Genomic DNA, 21,079 nt, shown 5'->3' on the forward strand with positions numbered 1-21,079 from the left:
AGCGATCGGCAACACAACATGTTGTGGTCGCCTGCCACCGGCGCGTGTACCGCCGGTGCACGCGGTCCGAGATCTCGCGGGTGGGTCGCCGGGCGTGACGGCAGTGTTCCCGGCCGGTGCCGCCGGTCCCGTCATGCGCCCGCTCGCGTGGTCCCGGGTCCCCGAACTCTTCTGGAGCGCACACCTGTGACCATTGCTTCCTCATCTGTTGCTTCCTCACCTCCTGCTTCCTCAACGGGGGAGGTTCGAACCGAGCTCACCGTCATCCGCCGCGACGGCAGCAGTACGCCGTTCGACGCCACCAAGATCTCCGTCGCCGTGACGAAGGCGTTCCTCGCCGTCGAGGGCGCCGACGCGGGGACCACCCACCGGGTCCGTGACCTGGTCGCCGACCTGACCGGCCGGGTCGTCACGACCCTGACCAGCCGCGGTGACACGCGCCGCAGCGTGCAGGTCGAGGACATCCAGGACCAGGTCGAGCTGGCGCTGATGCGCGCCGGCGAGCACCAGGTCGCCCGCGCCTACGTGCTGTACCGCGAGGAGCGGACCAAGGCCCGCACCCCCGCCGACCCGGCCGGCGTCACCGAGAAGCCGGCGCTGACCGTCCGCGCGGCCGACGGCAGCCGGTCCCCGCTCGACGTCGACCGGCTCCGCGTGATCGTCGCCGAAGCCGCCACCGGTCTCGACGCGGTCGACCCCGAACTCATCCTGAACGAAACCCTCGGCGCCTGCTACGACGGCATCGTGCAGCACGAGGTCGAGCTCGCGCTGGTGATGGCCGCGCGGTCGTACGTCGAGACCGAGCCGCAGTACAGCTTCGCCGCGTCCCGCCTGCTGCTGGACCAGATCCGTCGCGAGGCGCTGGGCCGCGTCCACAGCGAGCCGCGGCAGGCGAGTCAGGCCGACATGACCACGGCGTACCTCGACTACTTCCCGCGCTACATCCAACTCGGCATCGAGGCCGGGCAGCTCGACCCCGAGCTCGGCCGCTTCGATCTCGACCGGCTCGCCGCGGCGATCAAGCCCGAGGCCGATCTGAGCTTCACGTTCCTCAGCCTGCAGACGCTCTACGACCGGTACCTGCTGCACCTCGACAAGGTGCGGTACGAGTTGCCGCAGGCGTTCTTCCTGCGGGTCGCGATGGGCATGGCGCTGCGCGAGGACGACCGCGAGGCGCGGGCGATCGCGTTCTACGAACTGCTCAGCTCGTTTCGCTTCATGTCGTCGACACCGACGCTGTTCAACTCCGGCACCACCCGGCCGCAGCTGTCGTCGTGCTTCCTGACCACTGTCGAGGACGACCTGTCCGGCATCTTCACCGGCATCCGCAACAACGCCCTGCTCGCCAAGTACTCCGGCGGCCTCGGCAACGACTGGACCCCGGTGCGCGGCATCGGCGCCCACATCCGCGGCACGAACGGCGAGTCCCAGGGCGTCGTACCGTTCCTGAAGATCGCCAACGACACCGCCGTTGCTGTGAATCAGTGCTTCGCACCTGAGACTCTCCTGTACACCGCAACAGGCCCCACACAAATCCGTGACGTCAAGGTCGGCGATCTGGTTCTCGGTGCGAGTGGTCGATATCGCGAAGTAACGAAGACATTCACGTACGACCAAGACGGTCCGATGGTGGAGGTCGACGTCAAGCACTCGATCGACCCGCTAATCGTCACCTCCGGGCATCCGTTCTATGCAATGCAGGGCGTTCCGATGGAGCAGAGCAACGAGCGCACGCTCCAATGGATCAGCAAGGGGAAGGTCACGCCCGGCTGGGTCGAAGCAGGGATGCTCAGTCGGGGTGACTACATAGGCCAGGTGGTGCCTGAGGAGATCGCGCCGGTGCGTGGGCTGACCGACGATGACGCCCGCCTGTACGGCATCCTGCTCGGCGATGGCCACGCATCTAACGACAGTAGCGAGTGGGGCGTGTCCGGCAATCCGGAGCGTGACACGCATCTGCACTTCGTTCGCGCTTACCTCGCAGCACGAGGGATCCACTTCTGGGAAACGGGCCGTGGAGACACATACGCGCAGGTCCGCTGGGCCTCCGGACGCGGTCCCCGGCGCGACCCGATCACCGGCCGCATAACAGGGCCAGGCGAGGCAACCCTTCCGTTCACACGCGACGATCTGTACGACGAGGCCCACTCGAAACGCATCGCGCCTCGATTCGCGCACCTTCCGCTAAGTCAGACGCGCGAACTCGTCCGCGGTCTCCTCGAGACCGACGGCGGGATCTCATGCGGAAAGGAGATCTACTTCACCAGCACCTCCAAAGGTCTCGCCGCAGGTCTGCGCTATCAGATGCTTCGGCTCGGAGTTCCGACGGCAGGACAGTACCGACTGCGGGAAGGCGAACACGTTGGCCGACGCTCGGACGGATCGGAGATCGCCTTCTCGAAACCTGTACACACATTCGATGTCCGCATTCCCGCTGTCCCGGGAATCGCCGAACTGTTCGGAGTCACCCCGATCCGGAAGCTCAACTGGATCTCGCACCAAGGCATGGTCTTCTCTCGCGTACGCGAGGTCCGCGCGATCCCGGCGGTTCCGGTCGTCCATGACCTCGAGGTCGACGTCGACGAGTCCTACATGACTGTCGCCGGCTTGGCTCACAACGGAGGAAAACGTAAAGGTGCGGTGTGTGCGTATCTAGAGACGTGGCATATCGACGTCGAGGAGTTTCTCGATCTGCGGAAGAACACCGGCGACGAGCGGCGGCGTACGCATGACATGAACACGGCCAACTGGGTGCCGGATCTGTTTCTGCAGCGCGTGGAGGCCGGTGCGGAGTGGACGTTGTTCTCCCCCGACGAGGTGCCGGATCTGCACGATCTGTGCGGCGCTGCGTTCGCCGAGGCGTACGTGAAATACGAGGCGGCTGCGGATCGTGGTGAGATCCGGGTGTTCAAGCGGGTCAAGGCTGTTGACCTGTGGCGGCGGATGCTGACCGTGTTGTTCGAGACCGGGCACCCGTGGATCACGTTCAAGGACGCCTGCAATCTGCGCTCGCCGCAGCAGCACGACGGCGTCGTCCACTCGTCGAACCTGTGCACCGAGATCACGCTGAACACGACCAGCGAGGAGACGGCGGTCTGCAACCTCGGCTCGGTCAACCTGGTCGCCCATCTGACCGATGACGGTCTGGACGCGGACCTGCTCCGCGACACCGTGAAGACCGCGGTGCGAATGCTCGACAACGTGATCGACGTGAACTTCTACACCACTCCGGAATCGGAGCGGGCCAACCAGCGGCACCGCCCGGTCGGCCTCGGCCTGATGGGGTTCGCCGACGCGTTGTTCACGTTGCGGATCCCGTACGCGTCCGACGCCGCGGTCGAGTTCGCGGACCGCTCGATGGAGCAGATCAGCTACCACGCGATCGAGGCGTCCAGTGAGCTCGCGGCCGAGCGCGGCCGGTACTCGTCGTACGACGGATCGCTGTGGAGCCTCGGGATCCTGCCGATCGACTCGCTCGACCTGCTGCACACCGCGCGCGACAGTGACATGATCGTCGACCGCGGTACCCAGCTCGACTGGGACGGTCTGCGCGCGAAGGTCCTGCGTGACGGCATGCGGAACTCCAACGTGATGGCGATCGCGCCGACCGCGACGATCTCCAACATCTGCGGCGTGAGCCAGTCGATCGAGCCGACGTACAGCAACCTGTTCGTGAAGTCGAACATGTCGGGCGAGTTCACCGTCGCCAACCCGTACCTGGTCGCCGATCTGAAGGCGCGCGGGTTGTGGGACGAGGTGATGGTGTCGGACCTGAAGTACCACGACGGCGTGGTCGCGGGGATCGAGCGGATCCCCACAGATCTGCGCGAGCTGTACGCGACGGCGTTCGAGATCGACCCACTCTGGCTGGTGAAGGCCGCGTCGCGGCGGCAGAAGTGGATCGACCAGGCGCAGTCGCTGAACCTCTACATGGCGAAGCCGTCCGGCCGGGCGCTCGACGAGCTTTACCGGTCAGCTTGGCGTTATGGCCTCAAGACGACTTATTACCTGCGTTCCCAGTCAGCGACCCATGTCGAGAAATCCACACTGAAGGGCACCGACGGCCGGCTCAACGCCGTACCCGTAGCCGTCCCTGAACCTACCGGAGCGGTCTGCTCGATCGACGACCCTGACTGCGAGGCCTGCCAGTGAGCGCCCTTTCGATCGGTGCCGCGCGCGTCGACGTCGCCGACAAGGCGATGATCAACTCGCGCGCGGACGTGAACCAACTGCTGCCCTTGAAGTACACGTGGGCCTGGGAGAAATACCTTGCCGCCTGCAACAACCACTGGATGCCCACCGAGGTCTCGATGCAGGCCGATATCTCGCTGTGGAAGTCATGTGACGGTCTGACCGACGACGAGCGCCTGATGCTGAAGCGGAACCTCGGGTTCTTCGCCACCGCGGAGTCCCTGGTCGCGAACAACATCGTCCTCGCCGTCTACCGCCAGCTGAGCAACCCTGAGTGCCGGCAGTACCTGCTCCGCCAGGCGTTCGAGGAGGCCGTGCACACGCACACCTTCCAGTACATCTGCACGTCGCTCGGTCTCGACGAGGGCGAGCTGTTCAACATGTACCGCGAGGTGCCGTCGATCTCCGACAAGGACGCGTGGGCCCTGAAGTACACACAACATTTGGAAGACCCGGATTTCCGCACCGGTACGCCGGAAGCGGACACGGCGTTCCTCCGCGACCTCATCGCGTTCTATGTGGTGTTCGAGGGGATGTGGTTCTACACCGGCTTCGCCCAGATCCTGTCGCTCGGCCGGCGGAACAAGATGGTCGGGATCGCCGAGCAGTACCAGTACATCCTGCGCGATGAGTCGATCCACCTGAACTTCGGAATCGACTGCATCAACCAGATCAAACAGGAGAACCCGCACCTGTGGACGACGGCGTTCCAGGCCGAGGTCCGGCAGATGCTCACCGAGGCGTGCGAGCTCGAAGTCGCCTACGGCCGTGCGACCATGCCCAACGGCATGCTCGGCCTGACCGCAGACCTCTGCGAGCAGTACATGCACTTCGTCACGGACCGCAGAGCAGAACAAATCGGTATCGAACCGATTTTCGGTGAAACGCGGAACCCCTTCGGATGGATGTCAGAGGTGATGGACCTGAAGAAGGAGAAGAACTTCTTCGAAACCCGCGTCATCGAGTACCAGTCCTCCAGCGGCCTCAGCTGGGACTGACCCGATCCGGGCCCGCCACAGGCCCATCACCGACCGGGAGGCCCGCGGCGCAACTCGCCGCCCCGCGGGCCTCCCGCCAGCTCGATCAGACCCGTCAGTTCGTCGGGTCGTGCTTGCGGATGAAGTCGACTGCGTGACCGCGACCTGGGTCGTGCAAGTCCGCCGAAATCTAACCGCGCTCAGCCGAGGAGCGTGAGGATGTCTGCTGCCGAGCGGTCTCGCCCAGGCGCGGGAAGATCCAGTTGAGCGAGTTCTCGTGGGCGGAGGCGGACAGGTCGGTCATCGCGTCGGTGGCGAGGGTGACGTGGTAGCCGTGCTCGTACGCCGCTCGCGCGGTCGACTCCACGCCGATACTGGTGGCCACGCCGGTCAGCACGATCTGCGTGATGCCGCGCCGACGCAGCTGCACATCGAGGTCGGTGCCGTGGAACGCGCCCCAGTTGCGTTTCGTCACGACGATGTCCTCGGCATGACCGGCCAACTGATCCCCGATCTGGTCCGCCCCGGCCGGCGGCGTCCCTCCCCCGGAGCGGGCCGGCTGCTCAGTCCGGCCGGGCAGCCGGTCGCCACCGTCGGCGGCGAAGCTGACCCGGACGAGGACAACCGGAAGGTCGTGCTTACGGAAGGCGTCGGCGAGCTCGACGGTCTTGCCGATCACGTCCGCGGTGGAATGCGGCGCACCGGGCAGTAGGGCGACAGCGTCGCCATCCCGGGCGCGTACGCCGTGAGCCGGCTGAGGTTCACTGGGCGGCGCGAGGTGAGCGCGCTGTTCCTCGGCGTGTACCCGTTCCCGGCGACGCTGGTCGCCCGGACCTCGGCGTGGTCAACCACTGGGGCATGAACACCTTCGGCTGGGACCGCCCGATCGCCTGGATCCGGCCCGGGTCGAGCAGCAGGTTGTCGATCGGCTTCACCGACAACGTCGTACGAGCGTTGGGTCAGGAACGTCGATCCCTTCGGCGGGCAAGCGCGCGGGGCCCGGGACTTCTCGTGGACCGCCGCGCTGGCGCTCGACCTGCTCAGGAGTACGTGACGTCGAGGACGCCGATCACCTTGTTCAGGCGGGCGGCGACCCGCCCGGCGTCGAAACCGTTGCCCTCGACGACGACCCGCAGCTCGCCCCGGTCCAGCGACAGGGCGAGCTCGCGGACGTCGTACGGATTGAGCAGTACGGCGATCCGCGCCAGCAGACCGGTCGTCTCGACCACCTCGGCGGTGAAGACCGTCATCGTTCGCTCGACGGCGAGGAGACTCATCGCACGACCTCCTTGTGGCGCAGGAGGCCGAACGTGTAGCCGTCGACCAGGGCCTCCCAGGACGCCTCGACGATGTTGTGGCCGACCCCGACCGTCACCCACGAGCCCTCGCCGTCAGCGGTCTCGATCAGCACTCTGATCACCGCGTCGGTCCCGTGTCCCTGGTCGAGGATGCGGACCTTGTAGTCGACCAGCTCGAACTTGTTCACCACCGGGTACGCGCGCTCGATCGCGGTCCGCAGTGCGTGGTCGAGCGCGTTGACCGGGCCGTTGCCCTCGCCCGTGACGATCTCCCGCTCGCCGCCCGCGACCAGCTTCACCGTCGACTCCGACACGGCCTCGCCGTCGGCGCGCGACTCGGTGATCACGCGCCAGGACTCGACGTCGAAGAAGGACGCCCGCTCGCCGGTCACCTCTTCGGTCAGCAGCAGCGAGAACGACGCGTCCGCGGCCTCGAACGTGTATCCGCGCGCCTCCATCTCCTTCACTCGATCGGTCACCCGGCTGACCAGCTCGCGGTCCCTGCCGAGGTCGAACCCGAGCTCCCGACCCTTCAGCTCGACGCTCGCCCGGCCCGCCATCTCGGACACCAGCATCCGCATGTCGTTGCCGACCTTCGCCGGATCCGTGTGCTGGTAGAGATCCGGGTCCACCTTGATCGCGCTGGCGTGCAGGCCCGCCTTGTGGGCGAACGCGGACACTCCGACGTACGGCTGCCGGGTCGACGGCGGCACGTTCGTCACCTCGGCGATCGCGTGCGCGAGCCGGAACGACTCGGCGAGCTTGCCCTCCGGGAGCAGCTTCAGGTCACGCTTGAGTTCGAGGTTGGCGACGATCGCCAGCAGGTCGGCGTTACCGGTGCGTTCGCCGTACCCGTTGATCGTGCCCTGGACGTGCGTGACGCCGGCCTCGACGGCGGCGATCGTGTTCGCCACCGCGCAGCCGGCGTCGTTGTGACAGTGGATGCCGAGCCTGGCTCCGGTCGATTCGAGTACGTCGCGGACGACGTCCTGGAGCTCCCGGGGCAACGTGCCGCCGTTGGTGTCGCACAGGGCGACGACGTCGGCGCCGGCCTCGGTGGCTACTCGTACGACCTCGAGCGCGTACGCGCGGTTCGCCCGGTAGCCGTCGAAGAAATGTTCGGTGTCGAGGAAGACTCGCTGGCCGTTCTCCCGTAGGTGCCGGACGGTGTCGGCGACCATCCGGAGGTTCTCGTCGAGCGTCGTCCGCAAAGCCCGTTCGACGTGCGCGTCGTGGCTCTTGGCAACGAGTGTGACGACGCCGGCGCCGGACTCCCGCAGCGCCGCGACCTGCGGGTCGTCGGCGGCCACGGCCTCCGGCTTGCAGGTCGCACCGAAGGCCGCGAACGTCGCGTGCCGCAGGTGCAGCTCGGTCTTCGCCCGCTCGAAGAACTCGGTGTCCTTGGGTACGGCGCCCGGCCAGCCACCCTCGATGAAGCCGACCCCTAGCTCGTCCAGGTACTGCGCGATGGCGATCTTGTCGGCCACGGACAGCGCCAGACCCTCCTGCTGCGCTCCGTCGCGCAGAGTGGTGTCGTACACGTGGAAATCGTCCGAGATAGTCATGGGGGTCGGCCTTCCGGAGGATGTGCGGCGTCGATACGGGCAAACAAAAAACCTCCCGCAAGGTGCGAGAGGTCTGCGCGCTCGGGTACAGCTTGCCGAGCGCGCCTAGGAAATAATCACCCGATAGTGCTTCATGACGTTTCGCAGTCTGCCACACAATGTCCGGACCATGACGCCCCCGTCTCGCATCACGAACATTCAGTACGCGGAGGCGTACTGGAGTTCAGGCCCAAAGATCAGGCACTGAGGGACCAGCCTGGATCGTCCCAGGCGGTGTAGAAGTCTTCGCGGGTGAGCGGGCGCAGGCCCCACTCCTCGCGGTCGAGGGACTGGTCGGTGAGCATCCCCTCGTCGTCCTCGAGGCGCTGCCACCAGTACCGTCGTACCTCGCCGTCCTCCCCCATCCCCAGCTGGCGGACGACGACCCACTCCCGCTCGTGCCAGACCGCCTCGTAGAGCCAGTCGGTGCCGTAGTCGTCGACAGCAGCGCCGTACGTCCGCGACGCCGTCCCACGGTCCAGATCCCTAATCAGCTCGACCGTCGCCCGGATCGCGGCGGACGTCTCGGCGGACCATCCCCGACGCTCGGCCAGCTCCGCGTAGTACCCCTCGACGTCATCCGGGAAGCCGCTCATGCCGCCAGACCCTACCGAACCGAACCTGTGCACAGCGACCACCGGTCCAGCCCCCAGACCTGAAAAGATCCTGTGAAACATCCGCCGGAGAGATAGGAACCATCAAGTGAGTGAGCCCGACGACCAGGTCGACCTGAACGTCCTGAAGGCTCCGTTGCCACCGCAGGGCGAACGGGATCCCCTGCAACGGCTGCGGTTCCAGCTGCTGGGTTACTCCACCGCGCTTGCGGTGCTGGTCACGCTCACGCCGACCTGGCTGACCCGGGAGTACAGCCGCAGCAGCCCCCACCTGTACACCGGATTCGGCATGGCCCGCGACGCCACGATCCTCGGCAGCGCCGCCAACCTCTTGTTCATCGCGTACGTCGTCCTTGTTCTGGTCGCACTGGCGACGCCGACGAGGCTTGCCGCCTTCATCTGTGCGTACGCCGGGCTCGTGGACACGATCGTGATCATGCTGCTGAAGCCGGATGGGAGTCGACACACCGACATCAGCTGGACCGGGGCGCCGATCCTCGCGCTAGGACTGTGGTTGCTGCTGGCCGTCATCAACCACATCGGCTGGTTCCAGACCAGGCTCCGGTCATGACGAAGGCCCGGCGATAGATCGTCGGGCCTTCGTCACCTGCTTCAGGAGATGCGGGTCATCCAGCCGTGCGGGTCTGCCGCCCGGCCGTACTGGACGTCGAGGAGGGCGGTGCGGACGGCTGCGGTGACCGGGCCGCCGTTGCCGTCGCCGATCTGGGTCTCGCCGCCCTTCCACTTCAGCGAGGCGACCGGGGTGACGACCGCGGCGGTGCCGCAGGCGAACACCTCGCGCACCTTGCCGGAGACCGCGCCCTCACGCCACTCGTCGATCGAGACCTTGCGCTCGGTGACGTGGTAGCCGAGGTCGGTGACCAGCTTCAGGATCGAGTCCCGGGTGACGCCCTCGAGGATCGTGCCGGACAGCTCCGGTGTGACGACGGAGTTGTCGTCGAGGACGAAGTACAGGTTCATCCCGCCGAGCTCCTCGACCCACTTCTTGTCGACCGCGTCCAGGAACGCAACCTGGTCGCAGCCCTGCTCGATCGCCTCGGCCTGGGCCAGCAGCGAGGAGGCGTAGTTACCACCGGTCTTCGCCGCGCCGGTGCCGCCGGGGGCCGCGCGGGTGTACTCCTCGCTCAGCCAGATCCGGACCGGCTTCACGCCGTTCGCGAAGTACGACCCGGCCGGCGACGCGATCGCGCAGTACGTGACCTGGGCCGACGGGCGGACGCCGAGGAACGGGTCCGAGCCGAACATGAACGGCCGCAGGTACAGCGACGTCTCGCCGCCACCCGGAACCCAGGCCCGGTCGATCTCGACCAGCTTGTGCAGCGAGTCGAGGAACGCCGCGACCGGCAGCTCCGGCAGCGCGAGCCGGTGCGCGGACCGCTGGAACCGGATCGCGTTCGCCTCGGGGCGGAACAGGTGGATCGAGTCGTCGGGATGCCGGTAGGCCTTCATCCCTTCGAAAATCGTCTGGGCGTAGTGGAACACCGAGGTCGCGGGAGACAGCTCCAGCGGTCCGAAGGCGGTGATCCGTGCGTCGTGCCAGCCCTTCTCGGCCGTCCAGGTGGCGATCGCCATGTGGTCGGAGAAGTACTGCCCGAATCCCGGGTTCGCCAGGATCTGGGCGCGCTGGTCGTCGCTGGCCGGTTGGGTGTTTGGCTCAACGGTGAACTGCAGATCGGCGCTCATGCCGAAACCTCGCTTCGCTCGGCCCCGGCCTGAGCGCCGTGGGCGGCAGTGTTTTCTGTGCGCTCGCTTCGCTCACGCATAGCCGCACCGTACCTCTCGACCAAGTGGTCATGCGAGCGTCCACCTTCTTCAGCCGGCCGCGCGCTTGGCGATCGCGTCACCGATCTCCGCCGTACTGCGGGCAGCGCCCGTGCGCTCCTCGATGTCGGCCGTGACGGCGTCCTCGATCGCGCGCGCGGCCTCGGTCAGACCGAGGTGCTCGAGCAGCAGCGCCGCGGACAGGATCGCCGCGGTCGGGTCGGCCTTCTGCTGGCCCGCGATGTCCGGCGCGGAGCCGTGCACCGGCTCGAACATGCTCGGCGCGGTCCGGTCCGGGTTGATGTTGCCGCTCGCGGCCAGCCCGATCCCGCCGCTGATCGCGGCCGCCAGGTCGGTGATGATGTCGCCGAACAGGTTGTCGGTGACGATCACGTCGAACCGGGCCGGGTCGGTGACCAGGAAGATCGTCGCGGCGTCCACGTGCAGGTAGTCGACGGTGATCTCCGGGAATTCCTCGGCGACCTTGTCGACGGTCCGCGTCCACAGGTGGCCGGCGTGCACGAGCACGTTGTTCTTGTGCACCAGCGTCAGCTTCTTGCGCGGGCGGGCCTGCGCGCGGGCGAAGGCGTCCCGCACGACCCGCTCGACGCCGTACGCCGTGTTCACCGACACCTCGGTGGCGATCTCGGCCGGCGTACCGACCCGGAGCGCGCCGCCGTTGCCGACGTACGGGCCCTCGGTGCCTTCGCGGACGACGACGAAGTCGACCTCGCCCGGGTTCGCCAGCGGCGAGCCGACGGACGGGTAGATCTTCGACGGCCGCAGGTTCACGTAGTGGTCGAGGGTGAACCGGAGCTTGAGCAGCAGACCGCGCTCGAGGACGCCCGACGGCACGCTCGGGTCCCCGACCGCGCCGAGCAGGATCGCGTCGTGCTTGCGGATCTCCTCCAGCTCGGCGTCCGGCAGCGTCTCGCCGGTGGCGTGCCAGCGCTTCGCGCCGAGGTCGTACTCGGTCCGCTCGAACGTCACGCCGTGCTGTGCGGCTACCGCGTCGAGGACCTTGAGTGCCTCGGTGGTCACCTCGGGTCCGATCCCGTCACCGGGGACGACGGCCAGCGTGAAGTTCTTCGTCTCGCTCACTTCTTGGGTTCTCCCCCATTGTCACGGCGGTTCATGGCCTCTTGGACAGCCTTGACCTCGTCGTTCGCCGGGCGCGCGGTGCGGCGACGCCGGGTCGCCTTCCGTTCGCGCGCGTCGATCGAGGGCCAGTTGGCCGGATACATGTCGTACATGCAGCTGCTCCCAAATATGTCGTGGGCGGCAGGATGCGCACGAATTTACTCGCACATCCGACTATTTCTCCACCATGCGGGCAGCTTGTCCCGGAATATGAGATCCGGGTGCGGTCACTGGACCGGACCTGTGCGACTCTCAGCCGGTGAGTGCTCCTCCAGAACTGCCGCCGCTGGTTTCAGCGGCCCTCAGCCTGTCCGGCCGGCGCGGATTCGTCAGCTCCACCAGGAACGAGACCGGCCGCCTGCTCGCCACCCTCGCGGCCTCGAAGACCGGCCTGCTCGGTGAGCTCGGGACCGGCTGCGGCGTCGGCTCGGCGTGGCTGCGCAGCGGCGCCGGCGAGAGTACGTCGATCGTTACCGCGGAGAGCGATCCGCAGCTCGCGAAGGTGGTCGCGGAACTGTTTGCCGACGACGAGCGGATCGAGGTCGTCTCCGCCGACTGGACCGCGCTGATCGAACGCGGCCCGTTCGCACTGCTGTTCGTGGACGCCCGCGAGGCGAAGCTGTCCGCCCGCGACATCATCGCGGACGTGGTCGAGCCCGGCGGCTTCGTCGTACTCGACGACTTCACGCCGTCGGCCGTCTGGCCACCGATGTACGAGGGGCGCGTCGACACGCTCCGCCAGGAATGGCTGATGGACAGGCGCTTCACCACCGTCGAGGTAATGGTCGCCCCCGACGCCGCCGTCCTGCTCGCCACCCGCCACTAGACATGAGGCGGGCCCGAGCTATGGAGCTCGGGCCCTTGTCAGCCGCCATGCGCCTGCGGGCGGCTGACCGCCTCCAGTAAATCAGTCGTTCGGGTGAATCAGGCCTCGAGGTCCACGGTGCGGGCGGTGTCCGCCTGAACCGCGACCGCGATGTCGTCGAGAACCGTCGGGACGATCTTCGAGTCGACCGACAGCGCGACGAGCGCCTTGCCGCCCTTGCGGTCGCGGCTGACCTGCATGCCGGCGATGTTGACGTCGGCGTCGCCGAGGATCCGGCCGATCTGGCCGACCGCACCGGGCCGGTCCTCGTAGGTGAGGAACGCCAGGTGGGCGGCGAGCTCGATCTCGAGGTCGTACCCGTCGATCTCGACCAGCCGCTCCGACTGCCGGACGCCGACCAGCGTGCCGGACACCGACACCTGCGCGCCGTCGGCGAGTGTGCCGCGGAGCGTGATCAGGTTGCGGTGCTCGGGGCTGTCGTGGTCGGTGACGAGCCGAACCTCGAGGCCACGCTCGGCCGCCAGCAGCGGCGCGTTCACGTACGAGACGTTGTCCTCGACGACATCCGCGAAGACGCCCTTCAGCGCGGCGAGCTCGAGCACCTTCACGTCGTACTGCGTGATCTCGCCGCGGACCTCGACGTCGAGCTGCTGCGCGACGCCGCCGGCCAGCGCGGTGAAGATCCGGCCGAGCTTCTCGGTCAGCCCGATGCCCGGGCGGACGTCCTCGGCGATCACGCCGCCCTGGACGTTGACCGCGTCCGGGACCAGCTCACCCGACAGCGCCAGCCGGACCGACTTGGCGACCGCGATACCGGCCTTCTCCTGCGCCTCGTCGGTGGACGCGCCGAGGTGCGGCGTGACGACGACGTTCTCGAACTCGAACAGCGGCGAGTCGGTGCACGGCTCGGACGCGAACACGTCCAGGCCGGCGCCGGCCACCCGGCCTTCCTTGAGCGCGCTGTACAGCGCCTGCTCGTCGACGATGCCGCCACGGGCCGCGTTCACGATGATGACCTCGGGCTTGACCTTGTGCAGCTGCTCGTCGCCGATCAGACCGATGGTCTCCGGGGTCTTCGGGAGGTGCACCGAGATGAAGTCACTGGTCGCCAGCAGCTCGTCCAGGGTGGCGAGCCGAACGCCCATCTGCGCGGCCCGGCCGGCCTGCACGTACGGGTCGTAGGCGATCACGTTCATGCCGAAGGCGGCCAGCCGCTGCGCGACCAGGACACCGATCTTGCCGAGGCCGACGATGCCGACGGTCTTCTCGAACAGCTCGACGCCCGAGTACTTGCTGCGCTTCCACTCGCCCTTCTTGAGCGACTCGTTCGCGGCCGGGACCCGGCGCGCGGACGCGAGCAGCAGCGCGACGGCCAGCTCGGCGGCGCTGGTGATGTTGGAGGTCGGGGCGTTCACGACCATCACACCGGCCTGGGTGGCGGCCTTCACGTCCACGTTGTCCAGGCCGACCCCGGCGCGGGCGACGACCTTCAGCTTCTTCGCGGCGGCCAGGGCCTCGGCGTCCACCTTGGTGGCGCTGCGGATCAGGATGGCGTCGACGTCGGCGATGGCCGGGAGCAGTTCGGCGCGGTCGGCGCCGTTGGTCTGGCGGATCTCGAAGTCGGGGCCGAGTGCCTCGACGGTGGCCGGGCTGAGCTCTTCGGCGATCAGGACGACGGGCCGGGTTACGTCAGTCATGGAGGAATCTCCTGCAGAAGCGGTAGGGGCTCATCAAGAACAGAGCACCGCGCTGTGCCCGCTGCCTCGATGGTACCCCGTCCGCTGCACGCTGTGTGCGGGGACCCGAATGCCGGTCACTCACCGTCAGTCGGTGTCGCACGGCACCGAGGGCGTCATCGAGACGGCGGTGTCGATGACGAGCTTGGCGCCGTCGCGGATCAGGCGGTAGCGGTAGTCCAGGTGGTTGCAGTTCCTGCCCTCGGCACCAGTGGCCGTCGGCGAGAAGAGGGCGTTGAACGTCAGCCGGGCGTACGCGCCGCCGCTGCCGTCCGAACTGACCTCGCTGAGCTTCGGGGCGAAGAAGTACGTCGTCTGGTGGCTGTGCTGATCCTTCTTCACCGTGTAGGTCTTGGCCAGCTGTTTCGAGTAGAGCGCCTGCAACGCCGGGAAGTCGCGCTTGTTCTCGAGGGTCAGGTACTCGCCGAGCAGCTTCTGGACCTCGCTCGCCAGCGGCGTGCGTCCGACCTGTAACTCGGGGACGACCGCGCGTTGCGGGCCGCGGGACTGCTGGTCACACGCATCAGTGCTGTCGATCGTGAGCCCGGTCGGCGTCGGCGCGACGTACCGACGCAGCGTGTCGAGATCGACGATCGCGCTGGCCTGGACTGTGTCACCCACGATGAGCCCGTCGAGCCGCCCGGACCTGTCGACGACCGGGCCGCCGAGCTTCTCCGCGTTCATCACGGTGCTGAGCGGTTCGGGATCGGCCGTCGAACCGATCGGGTTGATCACCTGTTTGCCGGTCGCCGTGTAGCCGACCAGGGCGCGCTCGGCCTTCGGGTCGGAGTTCGCGGCGGCGAGCTGCACGGGCGTGGCCTCGAGCTGCCCGATCGGCTGCAGTACGGCGACACCGTCGGTGCTGGTGCCGATCAGGTTGGCTCGGCGGATCCGGCCGTCCGGCAGCACCACGACCATGCCCAGCGGCTGTCCGACCACCGACGCGGCGGTGAGGATCTGGCCGCCGTCGATCAGGACGCCGGTCCCCTCGCCGCTGCCCCCACAGGTCGTGGCCAGCACGCGCACGACGGCCGGCCTCACCGACTGCAGGACCGCGTCCGTGTCGATCTGCAGGAGCTGCTGCCGGACATACCAGCCTGCACTCGCGCCGGCAGCGACGATCACGATCAGGACGAGGAGGCCGGCCAGGATTCGGCCGAAGATCCATGGGCCCCGCGGTGGCGGCGTGGGTCCGGTCGGCCGGGTCGGAGCCTCCAGTTGGGTCAGCGTGCCGGCCCCCGCCGGAACCCGCCGCGGCGGCCGCGGAAGTCCGCTCCTGCCGTCCTCCACCGCTCGCCCTCCCCCAGATCACCAGCACTGAATCACCAGTACAGACCACAACCGTCACACATTGTGTCAAACAAAAGGGCCCGGACCACCCACCTGGATGGTCCGGGCCCTCGAGTCACCTACGAGGTCGTCCGTCAGCGGGCTGCGCTGCCCTCGACGTAGTCGTCGTCGTGCGACTTGACCCACGCCATCAGACCGCGCAGCTCCTTGCCGACGGCCTCGATCGGGTGCTCCTGGCTCTTCTTGCGGAACTCCGCGAACTCCGGCGCGCCGGCGTCCTGGTCGGCGATGAACCGCGCCGCGAAGGTGCCGTCGGTGATGTCCGCGAGCACCTCCTTCATCCGGGCCTTCACCGACGCGTCGATGATCCGCGGGCCGGACACGTAGTCGCCGTACTCGGCGGTGTCGGACACCGACCAGCGCTGCTTGGCGATGCCGCCTTCGTAGATCAGGTCGACGATCAGCTTGAGCTCGTGCAGGCACTCGAAGTACGCGACCTCGGGCTGGTAGCCGGCCTCGGTCAGCACCTCGAAGCCGGACTGGATCAGCGCCGACACGCCACCGCAGAGGACGGCCTGCTCACCGAACAGGTCGGTCTCGGTCTCCTCGGTGAAGGTGGTCTTGATACCGCCGGCCCGCAGACCGCCGATGCCCTTGGCGTACGAGAGCGCCAGGTCCCACGCCTTGCCGGTGGCGTCCTGCTCCACCGCTACCAGCACGGGTACGCCGCGACCCTCGGAGTACTCGCGCCGGACCAGGTGACCCGGGCCCTTCGGCGCGACCATGAACACGTCGACACCCGCCGGCGGCTTGATGTAGCCGAACCGGATGTTGAAGCCGTGACCGAAGACCAGCGCGTCGCCGTCGACCAGGTTCGGCTCGATGGCCTCCTTGTAGAGCTTGCGCTGCGCGGGGTCCGGGGCGAGTACGACGATCACGTCGGCTTCCTCGACCGCCTCGGCCGGCGTGACGACCCGCAGACCCTGCGCCTCGGCCTTGGCCCGGCTCTTCGAGCCCTCCGGCAGACCGACCCGGACGTCGACGCCGGAGTCGCGCAGCGAGAGCGCGTGGGCGTGGCCCTGGGAGCCGTAGCCGAGCACTGCTACGTGCCGGCCCTGGATCACCGACAGGTCGGCGTTGTCGTCGTAGAACATTTCAGCAGCCACTTCGGGCACTTCTCCTTAGTGTTGATTCGGTACGGCGGCGGCGGTACGGCCCGGCGGCGGGGCCGGCACCGGGTGGTGCGCGGAGCCGGCACCGGCCTGGGTACTGGCCTGGGCACTGGCACTGCTACTGGCACTGGTACTGGCACTGGTACTGGCACTGGTGTTGGCGGGTCGCGCCTGCACGTTCGGGGGTCCGGTCTGCACGTGCGGCGGCGGCACCGGGACCGGTCGCAGGGTGCGGTCGGAGATGGAGCGGCCGCCCCGGCCGATCGCCACCATGCCGGACTGCACCAGCTCGCGGACGCCGAAGGGTTCCAGCACCCGGAGCATGGCCTCGAGTTTCTCGGGATTGCCGGTCGCCTCGATCGTGATCGCGTCCGGTGCCACGTCCACCACCTTCGCACGGAACAGCTGGACGGTCTCCAGCACCTGTCCGCGGGTCAGGGTGTCCGCCTTGACCTTCACCAGCAGGAGTTCACGCTGAACCGTCTGCGTGGGTTCGAGTTCGACGATCTTGATCACGTTCACCAGCTTGTTGAGCTGCTTGGTGATCTGCTCCAAAGGCTGCTCGTCCACGCTGACCGCGATGGTCATCCGGGACACCTCGGGATGCTCGGTCGGACCGACCGCGAGGGAATCGATGTTGAACCCGCGCCGCGAGATCAGGGCAGCCACGCGGGCCAGCACACCGTGCTTGTTCTCCACCAGGATGCTCAGGGTGTGCTTACTCATCAGAGTTCCTCCCCGTCCCACTTCGGCGCCATGTCGCGGGCGATCTGGATGTCGTCGTTGCTGGTGCCGGCGGCGACCATCGGCCACACCATCGCGTCGCGGTGCACGACGAAGTCGACCACGACCGGCTGGTCGGTGACCGACATCGCCTTGTCGATGGTGGCGTCGACCGAGTCCTTGTCGGAGCAGCGCAGCCCGACGCCGCCCATCGCCTCGGCGAGCTTCGCGAAGTCCGGGATCCGGGCCGAGTGCAGGTCGGTGTTGGAGTAGCGCTTGTCGTAGAACAGCGTCTGCCACTGACGGACCATGCCCAGCGACTGGTTGTTGATCACGGCGACCTTGATCGGGATGCCTTCGAGCGCGCAGGTGACGAGCTCCTGGTTGGTCATCTGGAAGCAGCCGTCGCCGTCGATCGCCCACACGGTCTTGTCCGGCCGCGCGACCTTGGCGCCCATCGCGGCCGGCACGGCGTACCCCATCGTGCCGAGGCCGCCGGAGTTCAGCCAGTGGCCGGGCTTCTCGAACGGCAGGTAGTGCGCGGACCACATCTGGTGCTGGCCGACGCCCGCGGTGTAGACGGCGTCCGGGCCGGCGATCTTGCCGATCCGCTCGATCACGTACTGCGGGGACAGCGTGCCGTCCTCGGGTTCGTCGTAGGCCACCGGGTACTTCGCGCGGACCGATTCGAGCAGCCCGCGCCAGGCGTCGTACGACGGGGTGCGGCCGGCGCTCGCGATCTCGGTCCTGAGCGCCGCGATCAGGTCGGTGATGACCTCCTTGCAGTCACCCACGATCGGCACGTCGGCGGCCCGGTTCTTGCCGATCTCGGCCGGGTCGATGTCGGCGTGGATGACCTTGGCGTCCGGCGCGAACGAGTCGAGCCGGCCGGTCACGCGGTCGTCGAAGCGGGCGCCCAGGGTGATCAGCAGGTCGGAGCGCTGCAGGGCGCCGACGGCCGAGACGGAGCCGTGCATCCCCGGCATGCCGAAGTGCAGGTCATGGGTGTCGGGGAGCGCGCCGCGGGCCATCAGCGTGGTCACCACCGGGATGCCGAGCAGCTCGGCGAGCTCCTTCAGCTCGGCGCTGGCCCGAGCGCGGATCACGCCGCCGCCGACGTACAGGACGGGCTTCTCGGCGGCGACGATCAGGCGGGCCGCCTCGCGCACCTGCTTGGGGTGCGGGCGGGTCACCGGCCGGTAGCCGGGCAGCGACAGCTCGGTGGGCCACTGGAAGTCGACGCCGGTGGTCTGCATCGCGTCCTTGGTCACGTCGACCAGCACCGGGCCCGGCCGGCCGGTGGAGGCGATGTGGAACGCCTCGGCGATCGTGGTGGCGATGTCGTTGGGGTCGGTCACCAGGAAGTTGTGCTTGGTGATCGGCATCGTGATGCCGCGGATGTCCGCCTCCTGGAAGGCGTCCGTACCGATCGCGGCCCCGGCCACCTGACCGGTGATCGCGACCATCGGCACCGAGTCCATGTACGCGTCGGCGATCGGCGTCACCAGGTTGGTCGCGCCCGGCCCGGAGGTCGCCATACACACGCCGGTCTTACCGGACGCGGCGGCGTATCCCTGGGCGGCGTGGCCGGCGCCCTGCTCGTGACGTACCAGGATGTGGCGGATCTGGGTCGAGTCGAGCATCGGGTCGTACGCCGGGAGGATCGCGCCGCCCGGGATGCCGAAGACGGTGTCGACTCCGGCATGTTCCAGTGCGCGGATCAGAGCCTGTGCCCCGGTCAGCTGCTCACTCATGAGTGCCTTCCTTGTCCTGTCACGTTATGCCAAGAAACAGATACTGCTTCGCGACCGATCCATCCTCGCTCGTGGTTGTCGCCGGTGCACTACTGGGTCGCAGATAGTCGCATTGGCAACAAAAAACCCCCTCCGCCGGGTGGGCTGAAGGGGGCGCGCTCGACTCTGTGGTCGCGTCAGTCGGCGCGCCGCACAAGTACGAGGAGAATCGATCGCATGTAGGCATTATTCGCCCGCGGACCGCGACCCGGTCAAGTTGGACGCCGCGGTGTCTCATCATTTGGTACGACCGTCCCTAGATGCAGACAGCGCCTTCGGAGGCGGAGCGGACCAGGCGGGTGTACTTGCCGAGGACGCCTTTGGTGATGGCTGGGGTCTTCGGGGTCCAGCCCACGCGGCGGCGTTCGAGTTCCTCGGGGTCGACGTGGAGTTCGAGGGTGCGGTGCTGCACGTCGAGGGTGATCCGGTCGCCGTCCTGGACGAAGGCGATCGGCCCGCCGTCGACGGCTTCCGGCGCCACGTGCCCCACGCAGAGTCCCGTCGTACCGCCGGAGAAACGGCCGTCGGTGAGCAGCAGGACGTCCTTGCCGAGGCCCGCACCCTTGATGGCGCCGGTGACCGCGAGCATCTCGCGCATGCCGGGGCCGCCCTTCGGGCCTTCGTAGCGGATCACCACCACGTCACCGGGATTCAGCGAGCCGACCGCGTCCATCGCACCACGCTCGCCGTCGAACACCCGCGCCGTACCTTCGAAGACGTCGGAGTCGAAGCCGGCGCTCTTCACCACCGCGCCTTCGGGCGCGAGCGAGCCGTGCAGGATCGTGATGCCGCCGGTGCCGTGGATCGGCTTGTCCAGCGCGCGGATGATGGTGCCGTCGACGTCCGGTGGCGCGATGTCGGCGAGGTTCTCGGCCATCGTCTTGCCGGTCACCGTCAGGCAGTCGCCGTGCAGCAAGCCGGCGTCGAGCAGCGCGCGCATGATCACCGGGATGCCGCCGACGCGGTCGACGTCGGTCATCACATAGCGGCCGAACGGCTTGAGATCACCCAGATGCGGGACCCGGTCGCCGATCCGGTTGAAGTCGTCGAGGCTCAGATCGACCTCGGCCTCACGGGCGATCGCGAGGAGATGGAGTACGGCGTTCGTCGAGCCGCCGAGTGCCATCACCACGGCGATCGCGTTCTCGAACGCTTCCTTGGTGAGGATCTGGCGGGCCGTGATGCCCTTCCGCAGCAGCCCGACGACGGCCTCGCCGGACCTGCGGGCGTACCCGTCGCGGCGGCGGTCCACCGCGGGCGGGGCGGCCGAGCCCGGGAGCGACATGCCGAGGGCTTCGGCGGACGCCGCCATGGTGTTGGCGGTGTACATGCCGCCGCAGGCACCTTCGCCGGGGCAGATCGCGCGCTCGACCGCGTCGACCTCCTCCTTGGTGATCAGGCCGCGGACACAGGCGCCGACCGCCTCGAAGGCGTCGATGATCGTGACGTCCTTGTCGCCGAGCTTGCCCGGCATGATCGAACCGGCGTACAGGAACACCGACGCCAGATCGAGCCGGGCCGCGGCCATCAGCATGCCCGGCAGCGACTTGTCGCAGCCCGCCAGCAGGACCGAACCGTCCAGCCGCTCGGCCTCCATCACGGTCTCGACCGAGTCCGCGATGATCTCGCGGCTGACCAGCGAGTAGTGCATGCCGACGTGGCCCATCGAGATGCCGTCCGAAACGCTGATCGTGCCGAACTCGAGCGGGTATCCGCCGGCCGCGTGCACGCCGTCCTTGACCGCCTTGGCGAGCCGGTCCAGCGACAGGTTGCACGGGGTGATCTCGTTCCAGCTCGACGCGACGCCGATCTGGGGCTTGGCCCAGTCGTCGTCTCCCATTCCGACCGCGCGCAGCATGCCTCTGCTGGCGGTCGCTTCCAATCCGTCGGTGACTGTCCGGCTGCGGGGCTTCACATCGACCATGCCGCCCAC

The 21,079-nt window shown here is 67.9% G+C and carries 17 protein-coding genes and 1 pseudogene; 4 read left to right on the top strand and 14 right to left on the bottom strand.

Annotation, left to right across the window (positions count from 1 at the left end):
• The first annotated feature begins 186 nt into the window (after positions 1 to 186).
• Entirely contained in the window at positions 187 to 4,152 is a 3,966-nt protein-coding gene (locus EV651_RS42660) for a ribonucleoside-diphosphate reductase subunit alpha (protein ID WP_370353639.1), read from the top strand.
• Positions 4,143 to 5,189 carry a ribonucleotide-diphosphate reductase subunit beta gene (locus EV651_RS31010; protein ID WP_370353652.1) on the top strand — a complete coding sequence of 349 codons (1,047 nt, stop codon included), beginning with the start codon at positions 4,143 to 4,145 and terminating at the stop codon, positions 5,187 to 5,189. The genes EV651_RS42660 and EV651_RS31010 overlap by 10 nt, the downstream gene beginning before the upstream one ends.
• A 169-nt stretch (positions 5,190 to 5,358) precedes the next feature.
• Here EV651_RS31010 and EV651_RS31015 read toward each other — a convergent pair whose 3' ends face one another.
• The 5 genes from EV651_RS31015 to EV651_RS31035 form a co-directional block, all read right to left on the bottom strand.
• Positions 5,359 to 5,847, bottom strand: a complete 489-nt coding sequence (locus EV651_RS31015) for an isochorismatase family protein (protein ID WP_238157296.1) — start codon at positions 5,845 to 5,847, stop codon at positions 5,359 to 5,361.
• The gene (locus tag EV651_RS42030) at positions 5,844 to 6,020 is read right to left on the bottom strand and encodes a hypothetical protein (protein ID WP_202870587.1); all 177 of its coding nucleotides are present in this window, start codon (positions 6,018 to 6,020) and stop codon (positions 5,844 to 5,846) included. The genes EV651_RS31015 and EV651_RS42030 overlap by 4 nt, the downstream gene beginning before the upstream one ends.
• A 188-nt stretch (positions 6,021 to 6,208) precedes the next feature.
• Positions 6,209 to 6,445: a hypothetical protein gene (locus tag EV651_RS31025; RefSeq protein WP_133788798.1), complete on the bottom strand. Its 237-nt coding sequence runs from the start codon at positions 6,443 to 6,445 to the stop codon at positions 6,209 to 6,211.
• The gene (gene cimA / locus EV651_RS31030; protein WP_133788799.1) at positions 6,442 to 8,031 is read right to left on the bottom strand and encodes a citramalate synthase; all 1,590 of its coding nucleotides are present in this window, start codon (positions 8,029 to 8,031) and stop codon (positions 6,442 to 6,444) included. The genes EV651_RS31025 and cimA overlap by 4 nt, the downstream gene beginning before the upstream one ends.
• A 236-nt stretch (positions 8,032 to 8,267) precedes the next feature.
• The gene (locus EV651_RS31035) at positions 8,268 to 8,666 is read right to left on the bottom strand and encodes a hypothetical protein (RefSeq protein ID WP_133788800.1); all 399 of its coding nucleotides are present in this window, start codon (positions 8,664 to 8,666) and stop codon (positions 8,268 to 8,270) included.
• Positions 8,667 to 8,772: 106 nt separating this feature from the next.
• On the opposite strand from EV651_RS31035, the gene EV651_RS31040 reads away from it, so the two are divergent.
• The gene (locus EV651_RS31040) at positions 8,773 to 9,255 is read left to right on the top strand and encodes a hypothetical protein (RefSeq protein ID WP_133788801.1); all 483 of its coding nucleotides are present in this window, start codon (positions 8,773 to 8,775) and stop codon (positions 9,253 to 9,255) included.
• A gap of 41 nt (positions 9,256 to 9,296) precedes the next feature.
• Here EV651_RS31040 and EV651_RS31045 read toward each other — a convergent pair whose 3' ends face one another.
• From EV651_RS31045 to EV651_RS41625, 3 genes are all read right to left on the bottom strand, one after another.
• Entirely contained in the window at positions 9,297 to 10,388 is a 1,092-nt protein-coding gene (locus tag EV651_RS31045) for a branched-chain amino acid aminotransferase (protein ID WP_133788802.1), read from the bottom strand.
• A 129-nt stretch (positions 10,389 to 10,517) separates the two neighbouring features.
• Positions 10,518 to 11,567, bottom strand: coding sequence for a 3-isopropylmalate dehydrogenase (locus tag EV651_RS31050; RefSeq protein WP_133788803.1), 1,050 nt, complete (start codon positions 11,565 to 11,567; stop codon positions 10,518 to 10,520).
• On the bottom strand, positions 11,564 to 11,719 hold the full coding sequence (locus EV651_RS41625; RefSeq protein WP_166658847.1) for a hypothetical protein: 156 nt from the start codon (positions 11,717 to 11,719) through the stop codon (positions 11,564 to 11,566). Before EV651_RS41625 ends, EV651_RS31050 begins: the two co-directional genes overlap by 4 nt.
• Positions 11,720 to 11,865: 146 nt before the next feature.
• Here EV651_RS41625 and EV651_RS31055 point away from each other — a divergent pair, with 146 nt between their 5' ends.
• Positions 11,866 to 12,432, top strand: coding sequence for an O-methyltransferase (locus EV651_RS31055; RefSeq protein ID WP_133788804.1), 567 nt, complete (start codon positions 11,866 to 11,868; stop codon positions 12,430 to 12,432).
• A gap of 98 nt (positions 12,433 to 12,530) precedes the next feature.
• Here EV651_RS31055 and serA read toward each other — a convergent pair whose 3' ends face one another.
• From serA to ilvD, 6 genes and pseudogenes are all read right to left on the bottom strand, one after another.
• Entirely contained in the window at positions 12,531 to 14,129 is a 1,599-nt protein-coding gene (gene serA, locus EV651_RS31060) for a phosphoglycerate dehydrogenase (RefSeq protein ID WP_133788805.1), read from the bottom strand.
• A 126-nt stretch (positions 14,130 to 14,255) separates the two neighbouring features.
• Positions 14,256 to 15,458: a trypsin-like peptidase domain-containing protein gene (locus EV651_RS31065; RefSeq protein ID WP_133788806.1), complete on the bottom strand. Its 1,203-nt coding sequence runs from the start codon at positions 15,456 to 15,458 to the stop codon at positions 14,256 to 14,258.
• Between the two features lie 134 nt (positions 15,459 to 15,592).
• Complete coding sequence (ilvC, locus tag EV651_RS31070) at positions 15,593 to 16,612, bottom strand: ketol-acid reductoisomerase (protein WP_133788844.1); 1,020 nt, start codon at positions 16,610 to 16,612, stop codon at positions 15,593 to 15,595.
• Positions 16,613 to 16,852: 240 nt separating this feature from the next.
• A pseudogene (gene ilvN / locus EV651_RS31075) lies at positions 16,853 to 17,356 on the bottom strand (acetolactate synthase small subunit); the annotation flags it as partial.
• The gene (locus EV651_RS31080; protein WP_133788808.1) at positions 17,356 to 19,107 is read right to left on the bottom strand and encodes an acetolactate synthase large subunit; all 1,752 of its coding nucleotides are present in this window, start codon (positions 19,105 to 19,107) and stop codon (positions 17,356 to 17,358) included. The pseudogene ilvN and the gene EV651_RS31080, both read right to left, overlap by 1 nt.
• 295 nt (positions 19,108 to 19,402) lie before the next feature.
• A complete protein-coding gene (gene ilvD / locus EV651_RS31085) occupies positions 19,403 to 21,070 on the bottom strand; it encodes a dihydroxy-acid dehydratase (protein ID WP_133788809.1) in 1,668 nt (555 codons plus the stop codon).
• Positions 21,071 to 21,079: the final 9 nt, after the last annotated feature.

The sequence above is a fragment of the Kribbella sp. VKM Ac-2571 genome (assembly GCF_004362255.1).
GTDB lineage: Bacteria > Actinomycetota > Actinomycetes > Propionibacteriales > Kribbellaceae > Kribbella > Kribbella pratensis.